This window comes from Sulfitobacter sp. (assembly GCF_039977885.1).
GTDB lineage: Bacteria > Pseudomonadota > Alphaproteobacteria > Rhodobacterales > Rhodobacteraceae > Sulfitobacter.
The window spans coordinates 127,317-144,495 of record NZ_JBDWCI010000006.1 but is presented as its reverse complement, the minus strand read 5'-3'; the positions used below and the strand labels follow the sequence as shown (position 1 = coordinate 144,495).

The following is a 17,179-nucleotide window of genomic DNA, read 5'->3' as shown; positions in this document are numbered from 1 at the left end:
TCAGCTATGCCTCTTCTTCGAAAGGTGGTGGTTCATGGACTGTTACGGCAGGTATTTTACCAGTGAATTTGCGCAATTGAACCATTGCGGAATGTGCTGCGGGGCTTTGCGTAAGGCTGGATGATCGCAAGTCATGAGTGAGGACATTCGGATTGCCATGCCGGTCTCGGGCATCGCGCGACTCAAAATCAGGATCATACCACGCGCCAGTCCACAAAAAGACACAGCCTTTGGCAACCTCATCAGTGACCTTTGCCCCAGCAAGGCAGCGGCCGCGTGTATTGAATAACTCAACGATGCTGCCGTCCTCGATACCCCTGTCTTTAGCATCATCAGGGTGGATCAACACAGGCTCACGACCCGAAATCTTATGGCTTAGGCTGTACGCACCATTATCAAGCTGGCTATGCAGCCGTGTTTTGGGTTGCCCCGACAGCATCGCAAGCGGGAATGCGGCATCGCGGTCTGCTGTGCGATCACGCGGCGGATACCAGCATGGATGTCCTTTACAGTCTTCCAGATCAAAACCTGCGATGGTCTCGGAAAACAATTCGATTTTACCGCTGGGCGTAGGAAGGGCGTGCTTTATCGGGTCGGCCCGAAAATCAGCCAAAAAAACCTGATCGGGGCTGGGGTCGGGCAAATCAATCACGTCCCCTGCAAGGAAATCCGGCAAGTCCGGCAGATCAATTCCCGCATCATCTGCGCGGCTACGGGTGGTTTCCCAAATCTCCTCCAACCAGTCATGGCTGGTTTTTCCCTCTGTAAAAGCATCCCGATTGCCAAGGCGCTCTGCAAGGTCGGCATAGATATCGTATTCGTCGCGCGCATCACCTTGCGGCGGGATCAATCGGGGCATCGGGACCAGCGCGTTGTCGGATTTGCCTGCGCCAAAATCTGTCCGTTCTTGTGCCGAGGTCACAGGCAGCACAATGTCCGCGTGGCGCGCCGTCGCGGTCCAGTTCATCTCATTCACAATGACCGTTTCGGGCCGTTGAAAAGCGGCATGTAGACGGTTCAGATCTTGATGATGGTGGAAAGGGTTGCCTCCCGCCCACCAAACCAGCTTTGCGTCAGGGAAAACCCTGCTTTCGCCGTGGTATTCATACCGCCCCCGCGGGTTTAATAGCATTTCACTGATCATTGCGACGGGAATGAAGTCACTAACGGGATTGACGCCTTGCGCCATTGTGCCCCATCTGAATGGCCGCTCGATGTTGCCGATATTGGCATTCACACCATAGCCCACGGTATAGCCGCCACCGGGCAACCCGATCTGACCAAGCATCGCAGCCAGCGCAATCGCCATCCACATGGGTTGTTCACCGTAATCCGTGCGCTGTACGCCCGCTGCAACGCTGATCATTGTGCGCCCGCCCGCCATGCGCCGCGCGAGGGTGCGAATGTTATCCGCGCTCATCCCCGTCAGGCTGGCCGCCCATTCCGCATCTTTCGGAGCGCCATCATCATCCCCAACAAGGTATCCACGCAGCTGCTCAAAGCCGGTGGTATAGGTTTGTAAAAACCCATCATCGACGAGGTTCTCTTTGATGAGTGTATGAGCAAGCCCCATCATGAGGGCCGTATCGCTGCCCGGCTGGATCGGAGCCCACTCCGCATTCAATGCATCCGCTGCGTCACTCCGCAATGGGCTGATATTGACGAAACCCACACCGGCATCTGCACAGGCTTGCAGGTTCCCGGCCATCCGATGCTTGGCCACGCCGCCATCGCTGACCTGCGTATTACGAAGGGCCATCCCGCCAAACAGGACAACAAGGTCGGTATGTTTCGCAATCACCGACCACCGCGTGGCTTGGGCGACATGCTGACGGTAGGGGCCAACGATATAAGGCATCAATCCCAACGCGGCATTATAGCTATAGTTTCCTTCGGATCGAACAAAACCACCCTGTGTATTTAGAAACCTTTTCAGCTGGCTTTGGGCATGATGGAACCGGCCCGCGCTCGACCACCCATATGATCCGGCGAAGATGGCTTTGATGCCATGCGTTTTTCGAACGCGCCCCAATTCTTGAGCAACCAGATCCAAGGCGCGATCCCAGCTTACCTCGACAAACACATCGCGCCCGCGCGGGACCGTGTTTGGCCGCCCCTCCAGCCAGCTTTTGCGGACCGCAGGCCGTAGAACGCGCGCCTTGCCGTGGATGCTGCCCGGAATATTCGCATTTATCTCTGAACCGGCCGGATCACGGGAATGCCCGTCGACGGATATGATTTTATCCTCAACAACCGTAGCGACACCAACACCCCAATGGCTTGCTGTCAGCTTTTCCTCGCGATCACTCATCTGCTTCCTCGTGCTGATATTCAAAACATAAATTCTGAATGTTGACACGAATTACTCTGACTGGCATCGTCAAAAAATACAATACCAGTGATTCATATATGCCAAATTCTGCTCCGAACATATCAGACGACTTGGTGCAGTTGGGCCGGCCTGAGCGTGAAGACGGGCGACACGTCAACTTGCCGCTTGAGCTGGGCTCGACGATCGTCTTCGATACATTGGCCGAATTCGAAGCCGCGCGTGATGCCAGATACGACAGCGGCACCATGTATTATGGTCGTTACGGCAATGCGGCGACGTTCAAGCTCGAAACTTTGCTGGCGCGATTGGAAAAGGCGGACGCGGTCACACTGACGTCTTCGGGCGTTGCGGCGATTACGATGGCGATTTTGACATTCGCACGCCCGGGCGCGCATTTGCTGGTGGCCGATCATGTCTATGGCAACACGCGCGGCTTTTGCGAAACCGTGCTCAAACGCATGGGCGTAGAGATAGAATATTTTAACCCGATGATTGGCGCGGGCATAAGTGAGCTGCTGCGCGATACAACTTGCGCTGTGATGTTCGAGGCTCCCGGCTCTGGTACGTTCGAGGTCCCCGACATCCCTGCCATCGCCAAAGCCGCCCACGCAGCGAACGTGCCTTCGATCCTGGACAGCACATGGGCCACACCAATTTTTTGCCAGCCCATCACGCTGGGTGTCGATGTCATTGTCGCATCAATGTCGAAATACCTAAGCGGCCATTCCGACTGTATGATGGGGATGATTGCATCCACCGCACAATATGCCCAAGACATCCGTAAAACGACGATGGCCATCGGTGATAAAACAGGCGGACAGGAAGTGTTCCTCGCCTTGCGTGGACTGCGGACGTTAAAAATGCGGATGGAGCATTTCGACAAAGCCGGCCGCGACATGGCGCAGTGGTTCGCGGATCAGCCGCAGGTGAAAACCGTGCTGCATCCGGCGTTCAAAGATTGCCCGGGCCATGCCAACTGGCTGCGCGACTTTAGCGGTGCCTCCGGCCTGTTTGGCGTCGTGTTCCACCCCTGCTCTGATGATCAGATCCGCACATTTGTCGACGCGCTGCATCATTTCGGAATAGGCGTCAGCTGGGGCGGTTATGAAAGCCTTGTGTTGCCCGTCACCCCACAGCGCAGCGCAGGTACCTGGACGCAAAGCGGGCAACTCGTCCGCTTCAACATCGGCCTCGAAGATCTAGACACGCTCAAGGCGGACCTTACAGCCGCCTTGCCCCACCTCAACACCCTATCGGAGTAGACCATGCACAACAAAATTGACCATTTCGCCATCGGTGCAAATACCTTGGACCAAGGTGTTGCTGCGATGGAAGCCAAACTGGGTGTAACCGTCCCGCGCGGCGGCAAGCATGACGCCATGAGCACCCATAACTGCGTTATGCAATCCGGCAACGAAAGCTTTTTTGAGCTGATCGCCATTGACCCTGACGCCCCTGCTGATCCGGGCCGTGTGCGTTGGTTCACCTTGGATGATCCCGCAACGCAAGCCCGCCTGGCAGAGCGCCCTCGGGCCCTTTGCTGGGTTGTTGGCACCGATGATCTTGACGCAGTAATAGCAGCAAGCCCCGTCGACCTTGGCGAAGTCGTTTTGTTCACACGCGGTGATCGATCTTGGCGGTTGACGGTACCCAAAGATGGCCATTTGCCAATGGGCGGCCTGCTACCCGCCTTTATCGAATGGTCCCCCGGCCCGCATCCAAGCACAGGCCAGCAGGACCTCGGCATCACATTGGAAAAGGTAGTCCTGTCATACCCTGATCCTGATAAATTGGTCGCGATCCTCAAGACATTGGGCGTAGATCATCTTGCCGACGTCACTGAGGGCGCGGCTGCGCTGTCGTTTTCATTGGGCACCCCAAACGGGCCCGTTACTTTGGATTGAACGACAGGGGCAGATGATGCGGCAGGGCGTCAAAGACCCTGCCAACACCAGCTGTGCGTTATTACGATGAACACATTTCGTGCAACGATACCTACTCCTGATCTGTTGCACGAAATGGACGGGTCTCGTTCCGCAGCTCCTTAATGCGAGGCCAAGGCCATACGCCCCTTTAGGTATTCCCCATACTGGCCCAGTAGGAAAATAAATACCCAATAGATCGCAGCGACAAATACGAGGACTTCGATGTAATAGGGGGCCCATGCCGCCGTGCCAAAAGCAGCTTTGCCTGATGCCAGAATATCGAAGAAACCAATGATCGTAACAATTGCCGTTTCCTTGAATGTCACGACAACCATGTTGATCGTACTCGGCAGCGCGTGCCGGAACACCTGAGGCAGGACGATACGGCCCAAGATACTCCAATAGCTGAGCCCAAGCGCCTTTCCGGCCTCAAATTGACCCTTTGAGATCGCTTGAAAACCACCCCGAAAAACCTCGGCCTGATAAGCCGCAAAAAACATTGCAAAGGCAATAATCACCCGCCAGATTTTGTCACCCTCCAACCAACTGGGCAGAAACAGAGGCACCACGACAGCCGCCGTAAATAGCGTCGTCACCAGCGGGAGGGACCGAACCGTATCGATTAGAATTGTTGCGAACCACCGCACAACAGGCATTTCAGAGCGCCGCATAAGAGCAAGCCCCAAGCCCATCGGCATCCCAAGCAATACGACCGCAGCAAACAAAAACAGTGTCAGCGACAGCCCGCCCCAGCCATCCGTCGTGACTTGTGACAACCCAAGCAAGCTACCCTCCATAAGAAGGTAATAGGTGGCAAACCCGGCGATCCATAAAACCGCCAGCCGTTTCGCCTGCCAAATGAAGGGCAGGCAAGAAACCACAACCGTCACAACAATCGCAACCGCCGCGAGGGTGGAGCGCCAGTGTTCATCAAAAGGATAGGTTCCAAACAGGATCAAGCGGTGCCGCGCGTCGATCACCGACCAGCAGGCGCCCGCATGACCACCGCATTGGCTGACGTTTTCCTCGCTCCATACGGCGCGGAAGATTGCCCAATCCAGCAAAACCCAACCAAGGTAAGCCAAGCCCGCAATCACGAGGACAGAAATGAGCGTGGCCAAAGGCGAGCCAAAGCCATTCCGAATAAATGTCTTTCGCGCGACATCGAACTTACTGGGAGGGGCAACATTCACTGTCGACATCTTAGTGCTCTTTCAATTGCAGATGCGCATTCAACCAATTGGTGAGAAGCGCGATAGAATAATTGATGGCAAGAAACGTCAGCATCAGGATCAGGATAAGCTCCAATGTCTGGCCGGACTGGCTGATCGAATTGACTGTGATGTAAAACAAGTCACTGAAACCAATCGCGATGCCGATGGTTGTTGCTTTCATCATGAAAATCCATTGGTTCCCAAGGGGCGGCACAATACTGCGCAGCGCCATCGGGACCTTGATACGGGACCAGATTGATGTCCTGCTCAACCCCAATGCCTGCCCAGCCTCGACCAGCCCCGCTGGCACTTGGGACAAGCCCCCGCGTACGATTTCGGCGATGTAGGCGCTTCCGTACAGGGTGATGGAAACGACCAGTGCGAGCAGCTCAATCGGCACTGAAATACCGCCTCGAAAACGCAGCCCCTGAAGTGCAGGCACCGAAAAGAAAGGCTCCCCCGACGGGTGCAAAACAGCCGTAGCAATCAAACAAATCCCGATCGTGCTCACGAACCAAACCGCCAGCCCACGCCACAGTGAGGTCTTTGCGATAATCAAACCAATCGCAATTGCGATCGACGCAAGCAGCAGCCCGATAGACACCGCGGGGCTTATGTTTAGCCCCGGCAGCATCAACCCACGTCCAGATAAAAAGGCGATGTCACCTAGATTGATTGCCTGACGCGGCCCCCCAAGGTGGATCAAAATCGCATAGAGGAAAACAGCCTGCAGGATCAGCGGTATGTTCCGGAAAATTTGAACATAGACATTCGCAGCAAAGCTCAACGCAGGGTGGCGCGCATCCCGTAAGGTCCCGATAATGAACCCGAAGAATGTGGTCGTCACGATACAGATGAACCCCACAAACAAGGTGTTCAGCAAGCCAATAAACAAGGTGTAATAATAACGATCACTGATAGAGCGCTCGACTAGTGAAAAAGAATAATCCCATCCCGTATCGCGTTCCAGAAACGAGAAGCCGCTGGTCATGTTCATTCTGGTCAGATTGAATTGCGCGTTGGATACAGCACCCCAGACAGCAAAGACTGTCAGCACAATGATCACTGCTTGAATCGTCAAGCTGCGCCGCTTTGCGCGTGTGCGTAGTTCATCCGCAGTCGCCATGCTCTGCTCGCCCCTGTTCTGAAATTGGGAAAAAGAGCCGCCCCATCTATTGGGCGGCCCTAAATAAGTCGTCTTTAGTCGAGGATCGGAGCGTATAGGACGCCACCTTCGCTCCACAGGCTGTTCAGCCCACGCTCAAGCCCATAAGGGCTGTCTTTGCCGAGGTTGCGATCATAGATTTCAGCAAAGTTGCCAACCGCCGCAATCATTTCTTTGGCCCATGTATCGCGCAGGCCAAGACGTTCGCCCATACCGGGTTCCGCACCCAACAAACGCGCAACACGCGGGTTCGGCGGCGTTGCCGCCATTTCTTCAACGTTTGCGGATGTAACGCCCTCTTCCTCTGCAATCAGCAACGAGGCCAGCATCCAGTTTACCGTATCAACAAAACCGTCATCGCCTTGGCGCATCGCAGCCGAGATCGGCTCGCTCGACAGTTGGTCGCTCAGAATGGTATGCGCATCCGGGTTGTCCATCTCTGTGGCCCGCAAAACAGCAAGGTTCGGTCCCCAACCAGCGAAGGCATCGCAGCGGTTTGCCAAATAAGCGGAACGCAGTTCCGCTTGGCTTTCATATGACACCATCGTGTGCTCGACACCGATTGTCGTCATGTAATTTGCTGCCAAACGCTCAATCGTTGTTCCAGCTTCAACACAAACTGTGCCGCCCTCTAGACCTGTTGCATCGGTGATACCCAGATCACCATGGGCCATGAACTGTGTCCCACCAAAGAAGTAGGGCAAGCTGAACTGAAGCCCCAGCTCGGTATCGCGGCCCATTGTCCAACCTGTTGCTTTGATAATCACGTCAACATCGCCAGATTGAAGCGCTGGAAAGCGCTGCGCCCAGCTTAGTGGAACGATCTGGTTGGCATCGGGGTCACCCAGAATTGCTGTGGTGAGCGCACGACACAAATCAATGTCCAAACCCTTCCATTCGTTCTGGTCGTTAACTTCGACGAACCCAAAGTAGCTGCCGTTGTGACCAGAGCACAGCATCGTGCCACGTTCGACAATTTGCTGAACCGTCGCGCTTTGTGCAGACGCCATTTGTGGGGCTAAGGCAGTTGTCACTGCAAGTGCACCAGCTGTGATATAGTTTTTCATTCCCTGTCCTTTCAATTGTGCCGTATATCAGCACACTAGTATTGATATACAGCATGTGAAGGAATTGCTCTTGAGTCAACAATTTTTGGCTGGTCACAGAATGGGGATGAAAAATTGCGTAATTCACGTGCACACCAAATTGGCTAAGGGCCGTCTTGACCAACGGTTGGTTAACCTGCCATCCAACCAAAATGTCACGGTTCGCACTTGTGGCACGCCTGTCTATCTCAGGGTTTTGCAGCATAAAACCGGTAAAGGCGCGGCATATCTGCCAGCGCCTCGCGTTTTTTTCTAATGCTCGACCTTTCGGGCAATCGCCCCACGCATCAGCCAATGCGCGGATCTGTCCCGCACACCAACGCCTGCCAAGGCTACCCTGCCGCCGTCACGCTACAAAGGGCGTGCGGACTTTGATCTCCAGATAATCCTCGAGGCCGAAAATCCCGCCTTCGCGGCCATTGCCGGACATCTTGTAGCCCCCGAATGGTGATCCATAATCCGTCGCACGCCCGTTTACTGAAATCACACCGGCCCGCAGGCGGCGTGACACGCGGTCGGCGCGGGCGGCATCGCCGGTTTGCACAAATGCCGCCAACCCGTAATCGGTGTCATTGGCAATAGCGATGGCTTCTTCCTCGGTATCGAACGGGATCATCACCAGCACAGGCCCAAAAATTTCTTCGCGGGCGATGGCCATTTCATTGGTCACATCCGAGAAAACTGTCGGGCGCACGTACCAGCCCTGCTCGAACCCTTCGGGCTTGCCCAAACCACCGGCCAGCACGGTCGCGCCTTCATTGATCCCTTTTTCGATCATCTCTTGCACGCGCACAAATTGGATTTCATCAAACAGAGGACCGATGTGATCGCCCTCCTTGGTCGGGTCATCCACTTTCTGGCCTTCCGCCGCGGCCTTGGCCAGCTCTTGCGCGCGGGCATAGCAGGACCGCTCGACCAGCATCCGCGTGGGCGCGTTGCACGACTGGCCGGTGTTATAGAACACCTCCGCCACGCCTTCGGCGATCCGCGCCTCAAGATCGCAATCGGCAAACACAAGATTGGGGGACTTCCCGCCCAGCTCAAGCGTCACGCGTTTGATCGTGGGCGCGGCGGCGCGGGACACTTCGACACCTGCACGGGTTGAGCCGGTAAAGGATACCATCGCCACATCCACATGCGACGAAATCCGCGTGCCAACTGTGGGGCCATCGCCCTGCACAAGGTTGAACACCCCCGCAGGATAACCCGCCTCGGCCACGATCTCGGCATAGATTTGCGCCGACAGTGGCGTATGTTCAGAGGGCTTTAACACGCAAGTCGCCCCCGTCGCCAAAGCAGGCACCACCTTGAGCGCGATCTGATTGATCGGCCAGTTCCACGGCGTAATCATTCCTACCACGCCAATGGGTTCGCGGGTCACGATATCACCATTGGACCGGGTCTCTTCCTCGACCAGCTCCTCCATCGCGTCGATGAAAGAGGCCAGATGCCCCGCACCGCTATCGGCCTGCACCTCACGCGACATGGTCGCAGGCGCGCCCATCTCAATGGTCATTGCCTCGGCCAAATCGCCTATCCGCCGCTTGGTCACTTCCAACAGCTTGTGCAACAGGGCCAGACGCTCCTCTTTTGAGGTTTGCGAAAACGTGTCAAACGCGGATTTGGCGGCGGCAACAGCGCGGTCAACATCCACGGCACTGCCAAGGGTCAGCGTCCCGATCTGCGTATTTGTGGCGGGGTTTTTGATCGGCATTGTTGCGGTTCCATCAGGGGTGACCCATTCGCCATTGATGTAGAATTTATCAAGATTTTGCATGGTCGTCCTTACGTCTTTTCAGGGGGTGACAGGCTGCTGTGCCATGGTCAGGTGCAGCTCGGTGCCGGTGTAGGGGGAGGCCGCGATGGCCGCATCGTCAAGCTCAACCCCAAGGCCCGGCGCGGTGGGCGGAATGACATAGCCATCCTCCCAAGTAATGTCGGTCTTGAGGCAGGACATATACGGCCCGTCAAATGTGCCGATGCTTTCAAGGATCAGGAAATTCGGACTACAGGTCGCGATCTGGATATTGGCGGCGGCAACCACCGGTCCGCAATACAGATGCGGCGCGATTTGCGCCTGACGGGTTTCGGCCATACCGGCGATCTTTTTCGCCTCTAACAATCCACCCACGCGGCCAAGGTTAAGCTGCAAGATCGAGGCCGCGCCTGTCTCTAGCACGCGGGCAAATTCATGCTTGGTACAAAGCCGTTCCCCAGCCGCAACAGGGATAGAGGTAAACCGCGCGATTTCGGCCATATCGGCGGGGTTTTCCGGCGTGGTCGGCTCCTCGAACCACAGCGGATCATAGGCCTCAAGCCGCCGTGCCATGCGCTTTGCGCCCGAAACCGTGAACTGCCCATGCGTCCCGAACAACAGGTCCGCACGGTCGCCCACCGCCTCGCGGATACGCTTGCAAAACAGCTCCGACAGGGTGAGATCCTCAAGCCGCGGCTGGTGCCCGTCATAGACACTATAAGGGCCTGCAGGGTCGAATTTTACGGCCGTGAACCCCTTCTCGACCATCTGCACCGCGACCTCGGCTGCGAGATCGGGATCATCATACACACTGGGCGCGCCCGGTTCGGGATAGACGTCCCCCTGCGGCGGATAAAGATAGGTGTAGCTGCGTAAACGGTCGTGCACCTTACCGCCCAGCAATTGATACACGGGCTGATCGGCGGCTTTGCCGATGATATCCCAACAGGCCATCTCAAGCCCGCTCAGCACCCCCATCACGGTCACATCCGGCCGCTGGGTAAACCCCGCGCCATAGCTTTGCCGCCACAGGCGCTCAATGTGGTGCGGGTCCGCGCCCTCGAACTGGCGCTCGAACATTTCGCGCGCCATGGCCGTGACCAGATCAGGCCCAAAGGTCGCGTTGTAAATCTCGCCCACGCCGGTAATCCCGCAGGCGGTTTTGAGCCTCACAAAGATGAAATAACGCCCGCCATGACGTGGCGGCGGGTTACCAAAAACGAATGTCTCGATGGTCTCAAGTCGCATGGACCAAACCCCTTCCATTATTCCCGCAGGCCACATCCTCAAGGATCATCTCGGCGGCGCGCGTGGCCAGCATCATCACCGGTGCATTTGTGTTGCCCGAGGGAACAGACGGAAAAGCAGAGGCATCCACCACCCGCAAACCTGCCACCCCGTGCACCCTTAACCGGCTGTCCAAAACAGAATCCTGCACGGTTTTCCCCATCCGGCAAGTGCTGGTAGGATGGAATACAGTGCCCGCACGGGCGCGGAAATCATCCATCAGCGCCTCGGGTCCGGTCACGGCAGGATCAGGCAACAGACGGTGGCGCGTAACATCGCGCAACGCCGGAGCCGCCGCCAGCCGGTCAATCACCGCCATCGCACGCTGCGCGCCGTCACGGTCGTGTTGCGTGGCCAATGAATTGGCGCGGATCACCGGTGCATCCAGCGGATCGGCCGAACGGATCGCGATTTCCCCGCGGCTGTCAGGACGGCACAGCTGCGCACTCAACAGATAGCCCGGTTCGCGGTCCGGCACAGGTAACCCGTCCGGCCCGATGTGATAGGATAGCGGGTTGCAGTAAATCTGCATGTCCGGCGCTACGCTGTCTGCTGTGCTTTTGACATAGCCGCCCACCTGATTGACCGGCACCGCCAAAGGCCCCCGCCGCGTCAGCAGATAACGCGCCCCCGCCAATACCCGCGGCACCAACCGCCCCAGCGTATTGTTAAGCGTCGGCACCGTGGCGCGGAACAGATGCGAAATCGCCAGATGATCCTGAAGCCCCTGCCCCACCTGCGACAGGTCATGCCGCACCTCAATGCCCATCTCCCGCAAAAGCGCTTGGGGTCCGATCCCCGACAACTGCAACAGCTTGGGCGAATTGATCGCCCCTGCGCATAGGATCACCTCGCAGCTTGCGGCGACATCAACCGTCTGTTCCCCCAAACGGTAGCGCAGGCCCACAGCCCGCGCCCCGTCAAACGTGATCTTCTCGACCAGCGCATGGGTCACAACATCCAGATTGGCCCGCCCTCGGGACGGCGTCAAAAACGCATCTGCCGACGAACAGCGCAAACCGCCCCGCACCGTGCTACGGTAATGGCCAACCGCTTCTCGTGTTGCAGCGCTCAGGTCATCACAAATGTCCCAGCCGCATTCACGCGCCGCGTCAAAAAAGCGCCCCGAGAATTCATGCATCTGATCGCTCAGGTCGCTCACGCTCAGCAATCCCTCGCCGCGCTGGAGAACAGCACCGCCTGCGCCCCGTTCCAGATGGCGCTCCATCCGCTCATAGGCCGGGCGCACCGCATCCCATGACCAGCCTGTAGCGCCCGCATCCGCCCATCCGTCAAAATCAACCGGCAGGCCGCGCATATAGGCCATCGCATTGATCGAGCTTGAGCCCCCGATCACCTTACCACGCGGCCAATAGGCCACACGCCCCCCCAACCCCGCATCCGGCTCTGCGTGGTCGTTCCAATTCAAGGATTTGTTCATAAAGTTCACGCCATAACCGATGGGAACCTTGATCCAGAACCGCCGGTCAGAACCGCCCGCCTCGATCAACAAAACCCGCGATTTGCCGTCGCGGGTCAACCGCTCGACCACAGCACAGCCCGCCGATCCGGCCCCTACAATAATGTAATCATATTGAGCGTGGGCCATCGCATAACCTTCCTCCGTAAGCTGCATATATGATCGCAACGCCCTACCTCCGACAAACAATCGCTTTGGCGTCATTGGGTCGGTTCCGGTTAACGCTTTGGCGCTTCACCTTCGCGTTACTTTCGGCCTACATTCAGACGATTGCGCCGTTGTGTAGCGCAGGCAAAGCGATAGGTGCCCCATGCGACTGCCCCATGTAACATGGCTACGAGCGTTCGAAGCCGCCGCGCGCCACAGCAGCTTTTCCGACGCGGCCCATGAGCTGAACCTGACCCCCGCCGCCGTCAGCCAGCAAATCCGCCTGTTAGAGCAACATCTGGGCACGCCCTTGTTCCGCCGCCTGCCCCGCGGCGTGGAATTGACCGGCATGGGTCAGGCCTATGCCCTGCCCGTGCGCAAATCATTTACCGAAATGCAAACCGCGACCGAAGGGTTGTTTACTGTGCGCCGCAAACGCAAGGTCCGCATCCGCGCCTCGATCAGCTACGCAACACTGGTCCTTGCGCCGCGCCTCAAGGCTTTTCACGATCTACATCCCGAAATCGAGATTTCCCTCTCGACCGCTGTCTGGTCGGACCGGATGGAAGATGAACCCATTGATGTCGATATCCGCTATGGCACCGGCCATTGGGATGAGACCGAAATGTGGAAGCTGCGCGACGAAGTAGCCACAATCGTCTGCCACCCCGACCACCTAAGCAGTTTCGGGCCATCCCCGCGCATTCAGGATTTGCTGGGTAGCGGTCTGGTGACGATCCTCGGCTCGGAAGTGGAATGGCGGCGGCTGTCGGATATCTACACATTGAACCTGCCCGAACCGCCTGTCTGGCTGGCGGCTGATTCATCGCTGATCGCCATTCAAAGCATCGCCGCCGGTTTTGGCACCGCATTGATCAACGAAAGCTTTACCCAACCCTTCGTCGAGCGCGGCAGTCTGGTGTCGCCCTTTGAATACCGCCTGCCCATGCGCGAGGCCTATTACATGGTCATGCGCGACGATACCCACGTCAGCGAGGAAATCAGGATTTTCCGCGATTGGCTGATCGGCCAAATCCCCGCCTAGGCCCAAAGCGGCCTAGGAGAATTTTTTGGCAAAATGCATCAAAAGATCCGCATCCGACAGCAAGGCCGTCAGCTCTGATTTGGTCAACCAGCCAATGCCCTGATCCGCAGATTTCGCCAGCTCAAGCTTGGCCCGCGCAGTCGCCGCATCCAGATTGACAGTGCCCACCGCCAGAACCGAAGGTGCCGGCAGGCTGGCCACATGGGTATCGGCATCATGCAGATCCGTCAGTACCCGCACCGGGCTGATCGCCAGTTTGGCATATTCCGTCTGCAAATCATCCGTGCGTCGTGACACTTCAGGCGGTGCGATGTCTTCGGGGATAGACAGCAAACCGGTAAACCGGTCCTTATAGATGCGCGCGGTATAGCGCGACACAGCAGGCGCAAGGACCAGCCCGATCAGCACCGGCGCAAGCCAGTAAATCTGGTTCGGCACAAAGATCAGCACAGCCACCAAAGCAGCCAAACCCACAACCATCTGCTTCCAATGACTCCCCAAGGCTTTGGCCCAGGGCATATCACTTGCATCGCGGCTTTGCGCGGCCCAACCGCTGTCACGACCGCTTAGGATTTCAAAAAGCTGCTGCACCTGAAAGAACATCAAGATCGGCGCCAACAAGGCCGATAGCAAAATCTCGAGCAGCGCGCCCCCCAGAATAAAGCGAACACCCCCGAAAGACCTGCGCACTTTGGGAACCAGAATGGCACGGATCACGCCCGTCACCTTGGGCAGAAACAGCATCCCCATCGACAAGGCAAACAGCCATGTCATCCGCACCGAGTCAAACACCGGCCACTGAGGGAACAGCTGTAGCACATCGTCAAAATAGCTTTGTTCATGCATCAAACTTTGCACGGTCAGCATGCCACCCACCAAAAGCATGGCCAGCCAAAGCGTCGACATCAGATAAGAACCGATGCCGATCAGGAAATGCGCACGGTTGGACCACGTCAGCCCCCGCGTGCCGACCAGTTTGGCGTGTTGCAAGTTCCCCTGCGCCCAGCGTCTGTCGCGTGCCGCAAGGTCCAGCAGCGATTGCGGCGACCCTTCCCAGCTACCGCCAAGGTCGGTATCCATGCGCACTTCGAACCCGCCTTTGCGGATCAACGCGGCTTCGACAAAATCATGGCTCATCACATGGCCGCCAAACGGCATCCGGCCGGGCAGTTCGGGCATACCACAGCAGGCGGCAAAGGCGGGCACGCGGATGATGGCGTTATGACCCCAATAGTTCCCGTCGCGCCCCTGCCACGCGGATACACCCCGCGCGATGATCGGGCCATAAACCCGTCCTGCGAATTGCTGGATACGTGCAAACAAGGTCGTGCCGCCCATCAAAACCGGCACCGTCTGCAAGATACCCAAACGCGGGTTTGCCTGCATCCGGCGGGTCAGCGTGACAATCGTATCCGCGCTCATCAGACTGTCGGCATCCAGCACCAGCATGTGGTCATAACGCCCGCCCCACCCTTCGATAAAGTCGCGCAGATTGCCTGCCTTGCGCCCGATGTTTTTGGCGCGGCGGCGATACCAGACAGACATTTTTCCCGCCAATGTATCGCGCAAATGGATGAAACAGGCTGTCTCTTGCGTCCAGACGTCGGGATTGGTCGTGTCGGATAGAATGAATATCTCGAAGGCGTCATTCTCACCTTTGGCGGTAATATCCTCGGCCATCGCCTGAAGCGCCGCACAGGTGGCTGCCGGATTTTCGTTATAGACCGGCATAATGATGGCCGTGCGCGTGGTCAGCGGGGCCTCATCTGCATCCTTCGGGGCGCGGGTGGCAAATGCCGCGGCAAACGCCTGTGTTGCCGATAGCGCGATCCAGCCGAAAGTGATGGTGAACAGCACCAGCAACAATGTCTGCAAAACAGTCGAGGATTCATTGCTGAACACAAGGTTCATCTCGACGAAACCGTAAACCGTTATCGCCGCAGCCCCGCCAAAGGCGACAAACCGCGCCAGATAAACCAGCGGCGATTGGGCTATTTGACTGCGCGGTGCCGGCGCAGTCAAATCCTGCGTCGGCATATCAAGAGGCGCGGATTGCGGTGTGGGCCCCACCGACGCTATCGACCCGATTGGACTATTCATTCAGCAACAAGCCTATACACCCAACTTTCCGACTCCGGTCCGTTGGGCCCCATCAATGTCAGCTCAAATTCGGTCAGACGGGACGCGCTGGGATCGAATTGCATGAAGGCGCGGATGGTCTTGCCATCGGGCAAAACCGTCTTCACCACATTCGCCACCTCGGTGCCGTTTGCCCGCGCCTTGACGGTGATACCCTCGGCCCATGCTTCGTCTTTTGCAAAATCCACCACGACCGCCCGCTTATCGGTGTCATTGATATAGGCCCCCGACCGGAAGGCCGTCACACGCCCGATCGGCGCAGTGTCAGGTGGCTCGCTGCACCAATGCAGGCGGTAGTTATATTCATAACCTTCATCAGACGGGACCAGCGGCTCACGGGGGCGCCAGAAGGCTACGATATTATCGTTGAACTCGTCCGAGACCGGAATCTCGATCAGGATGACCGCACCCGGCCCCCAATCGCCGACCGGCTCGACCCAGCCACTGGGGCGTTTTTCATAACGCGCCTCGGCGTCCTGGTAATAGTCGAAATCCCGCTGTCGCTGGGTCAGGCCGAAACCTTTGGGATTTTGATCGCTGAACGCGGAAATCTGCAATGTCGGCGGATTGGAAAGCGACCGCCAAAGGCGCCTGCCGCTGCCCGTGATCATCTGCAATCCTGAACTGTCATGCACCGCATCGCGGAAATCGTCACGGCCTGCACGGCTGGACGGGCCAAAGAAATACATCGACGTCAGCGGCGCGATCCCGATCTGGTCAATCTCGCGGCGCGGGAACAGCCGGCAACGGGTCTGCATGACGGTCGTGTCTCCGGGCGAAATTTCGAATTCGAACGCCCCTGTGCAGGACGGCGTGTCCAGCAAGGCCCGCACAACAACCATCTGCGCGCCGGGGTCGGGCACTTCGATCCAGAAATTGGTAAAGCGCGGGAATTCCTCACCATCGCCAGAGGCCGTGCGCACCGCAAGCCCGCGAGCGGACAAACCATACAACAACCCCCGCGCCACACCGCGGAAATAGCTGGCCCCCTGAAACACCACAAATTCATCCAGCACATCAGGCCGGTTGAACGGCCCGCGCATGCGAAAGCCGGAATACCCGATCCCCTCTTCGGGCGGGTTTTGCTGCATCTCGGAGACTTCTTCCTGATCGAAATAGGCGGGATCAAAGGTAAAAATCGACGGATCAAACCGCAGATCAAATGTCTCCTCGCCCTCGATCACTGCAATATTGACCGGATCCTGATAGATCACACCGGGAGGCATCGGATCAAACGCAAGCCTGTCGCCCTGTGCCTTCAACGGCACCTGTTTGCTGCGAATGGCGCGGTAAGCATCATAGTTCAGCCCGTCGAACACGCCCGACAATTCCCCCTCGGGGAGGTTTGCCTCGCTTTGCGACTTGGTGCGGGCCAATTGCACAACGCTGTCAAAACTGCCCGACGCCCCAGTGGTGGGCACCAATAGGCTGTCAAAATTTATCAAAGGCGCATCCTGCGCAGCCGCCCGCAAAGGCGAAAGCGCCGGCATCAAACCCGCAAAAGTAAGCGCGGTAAACGCACGACGGGACATCATAGGCTGCTTCATCGGCAAACCACACGTGCCGCATAGCCGTCCAGATCA

12 protein-coding genes are annotated in these 17,179 nt (G+C 57.5%); 3 read left to right on the top strand and 9 right to left on the bottom strand.

Annotated features, from left to right (window positions below):
- Positions 1–4: 4 nt before the first annotated feature.
- Positions 5–2,311, bottom strand: a complete 2,307-nt coding sequence (locus tag ABJM03_RS03185) for a molybdopterin-dependent oxidoreductase (protein WP_348415455.1) — start codon at positions 2,309–2,311, stop codon at positions 5–7.
- Between the two features lie 98 nt (positions 2,312–2,409).
- Here ABJM03_RS03185 and metC point away from each other — a divergent pair, with 98 nt between their 5' ends.
- Complete coding sequence (gene metC, locus ABJM03_RS03180) at positions 2,410–3,594, top strand: cystathionine beta-lyase (RefSeq protein WP_348415453.1); 1,185 nt, start codon at positions 2,410–2,412, stop codon at positions 3,592–3,594.
- Between the two features lie 3 nt (positions 3,595–3,597).
- Entirely contained in the window at positions 3,598–4,236 is a 639-nt protein-coding gene (locus ABJM03_RS03175; protein WP_348415451.1) for a VOC family protein, read from the top strand.
- A gap of 140 nt (positions 4,237–4,376) precedes the next feature.
- Here ABJM03_RS03175 and ABJM03_RS03170 read toward each other — a convergent pair whose 3' ends face one another.
- From ABJM03_RS03170 to ABJM03_RS03145, 6 genes are all read right to left on the bottom strand, one after another.
- Positions 4,377–5,459: an amino acid ABC transporter permease gene (locus ABJM03_RS03170; RefSeq protein ID WP_348415449.1), complete on the bottom strand. Its 1,083-nt coding sequence runs from the start codon at positions 5,457–5,459 to the stop codon at positions 4,377–4,379.
- 1 nt (position 5,460) lies between these two features.
- On the bottom strand, positions 5,461–6,552 hold the full coding sequence (locus ABJM03_RS03165; protein ID WP_348415447.1) for an ABC transporter permease subunit: 1,092 nt from the start codon (positions 6,550–6,552) through the stop codon (positions 5,461–5,463).
- Between the two features lie 119 nt (positions 6,553–6,671).
- The gene (locus tag ABJM03_RS03160; RefSeq protein ID WP_348415445.1) at positions 6,672–7,703 is read right to left on the bottom strand and encodes a transporter substrate-binding domain-containing protein; all 1,032 of its coding nucleotides are present in this window, start codon (positions 7,701–7,703) and stop codon (positions 6,672–6,674) included.
- A 385-nt stretch (positions 7,704–8,088) separates the two neighbouring features.
- Positions 8,089–9,519 carry an aldehyde dehydrogenase family protein gene (locus tag ABJM03_RS03155; protein WP_348415443.1) on the bottom strand — a complete coding sequence of 477 codons (1,431 nt, stop codon included), beginning with the start codon at positions 9,517–9,519 and terminating at the stop codon, positions 8,089–8,091.
- Positions 9,520–9,537: 18 nt separating this feature from the next.
- Entirely contained in the window at positions 9,538–10,746 is a 1,209-nt protein-coding gene (locus ABJM03_RS03150; RefSeq protein WP_348415441.1) for a mandelate racemase/muconate lactonizing enzyme family protein, read from the bottom strand.
- Positions 10,736–12,394 (bottom strand): GMC family oxidoreductase N-terminal domain-containing protein, encoded by a 1,659-nt coding sequence (locus ABJM03_RS03145; RefSeq protein ID WP_348415439.1) that lies wholly within the window; start codon positions 12,392–12,394, stop codon positions 10,736–10,738. Before ABJM03_RS03145 ends, ABJM03_RS03150 begins: the two co-directional genes overlap by 11 nt.
- 181 nt (positions 12,395–12,575) lie before the next feature.
- On the opposite strand from ABJM03_RS03145, the gene ABJM03_RS03140 reads away from it, so the two are divergent.
- Entirely contained in the window at positions 12,576–13,457 is an 882-nt protein-coding gene (locus ABJM03_RS03140; protein ID WP_348415437.1) for a LysR substrate-binding domain-containing protein, read from the top strand.
- Between the two features lie 12 nt (positions 13,458–13,469).
- Here ABJM03_RS03140 and mdoH read toward each other — a convergent pair whose 3' ends face one another.
- Positions 13,470–15,557 carry a glucans biosynthesis glucosyltransferase MdoH gene (gene mdoH, locus ABJM03_RS03135; protein WP_348415435.1) on the bottom strand — a complete coding sequence of 696 codons (2,088 nt, stop codon included), beginning with the start codon at positions 15,555–15,557 and terminating at the stop codon, positions 13,470–13,472.
- Positions 15,554–17,128 (bottom strand): glucan biosynthesis protein G, encoded by a 1,575-nt coding sequence (locus ABJM03_RS03130; protein WP_348415433.1) that lies wholly within the window; start codon positions 17,126–17,128, stop codon positions 15,554–15,556. The genes mdoH and ABJM03_RS03130 overlap by 4 nt, the downstream gene beginning before the upstream one ends.
- Positions 17,129–17,179 lie beyond the last annotated feature (51 nt).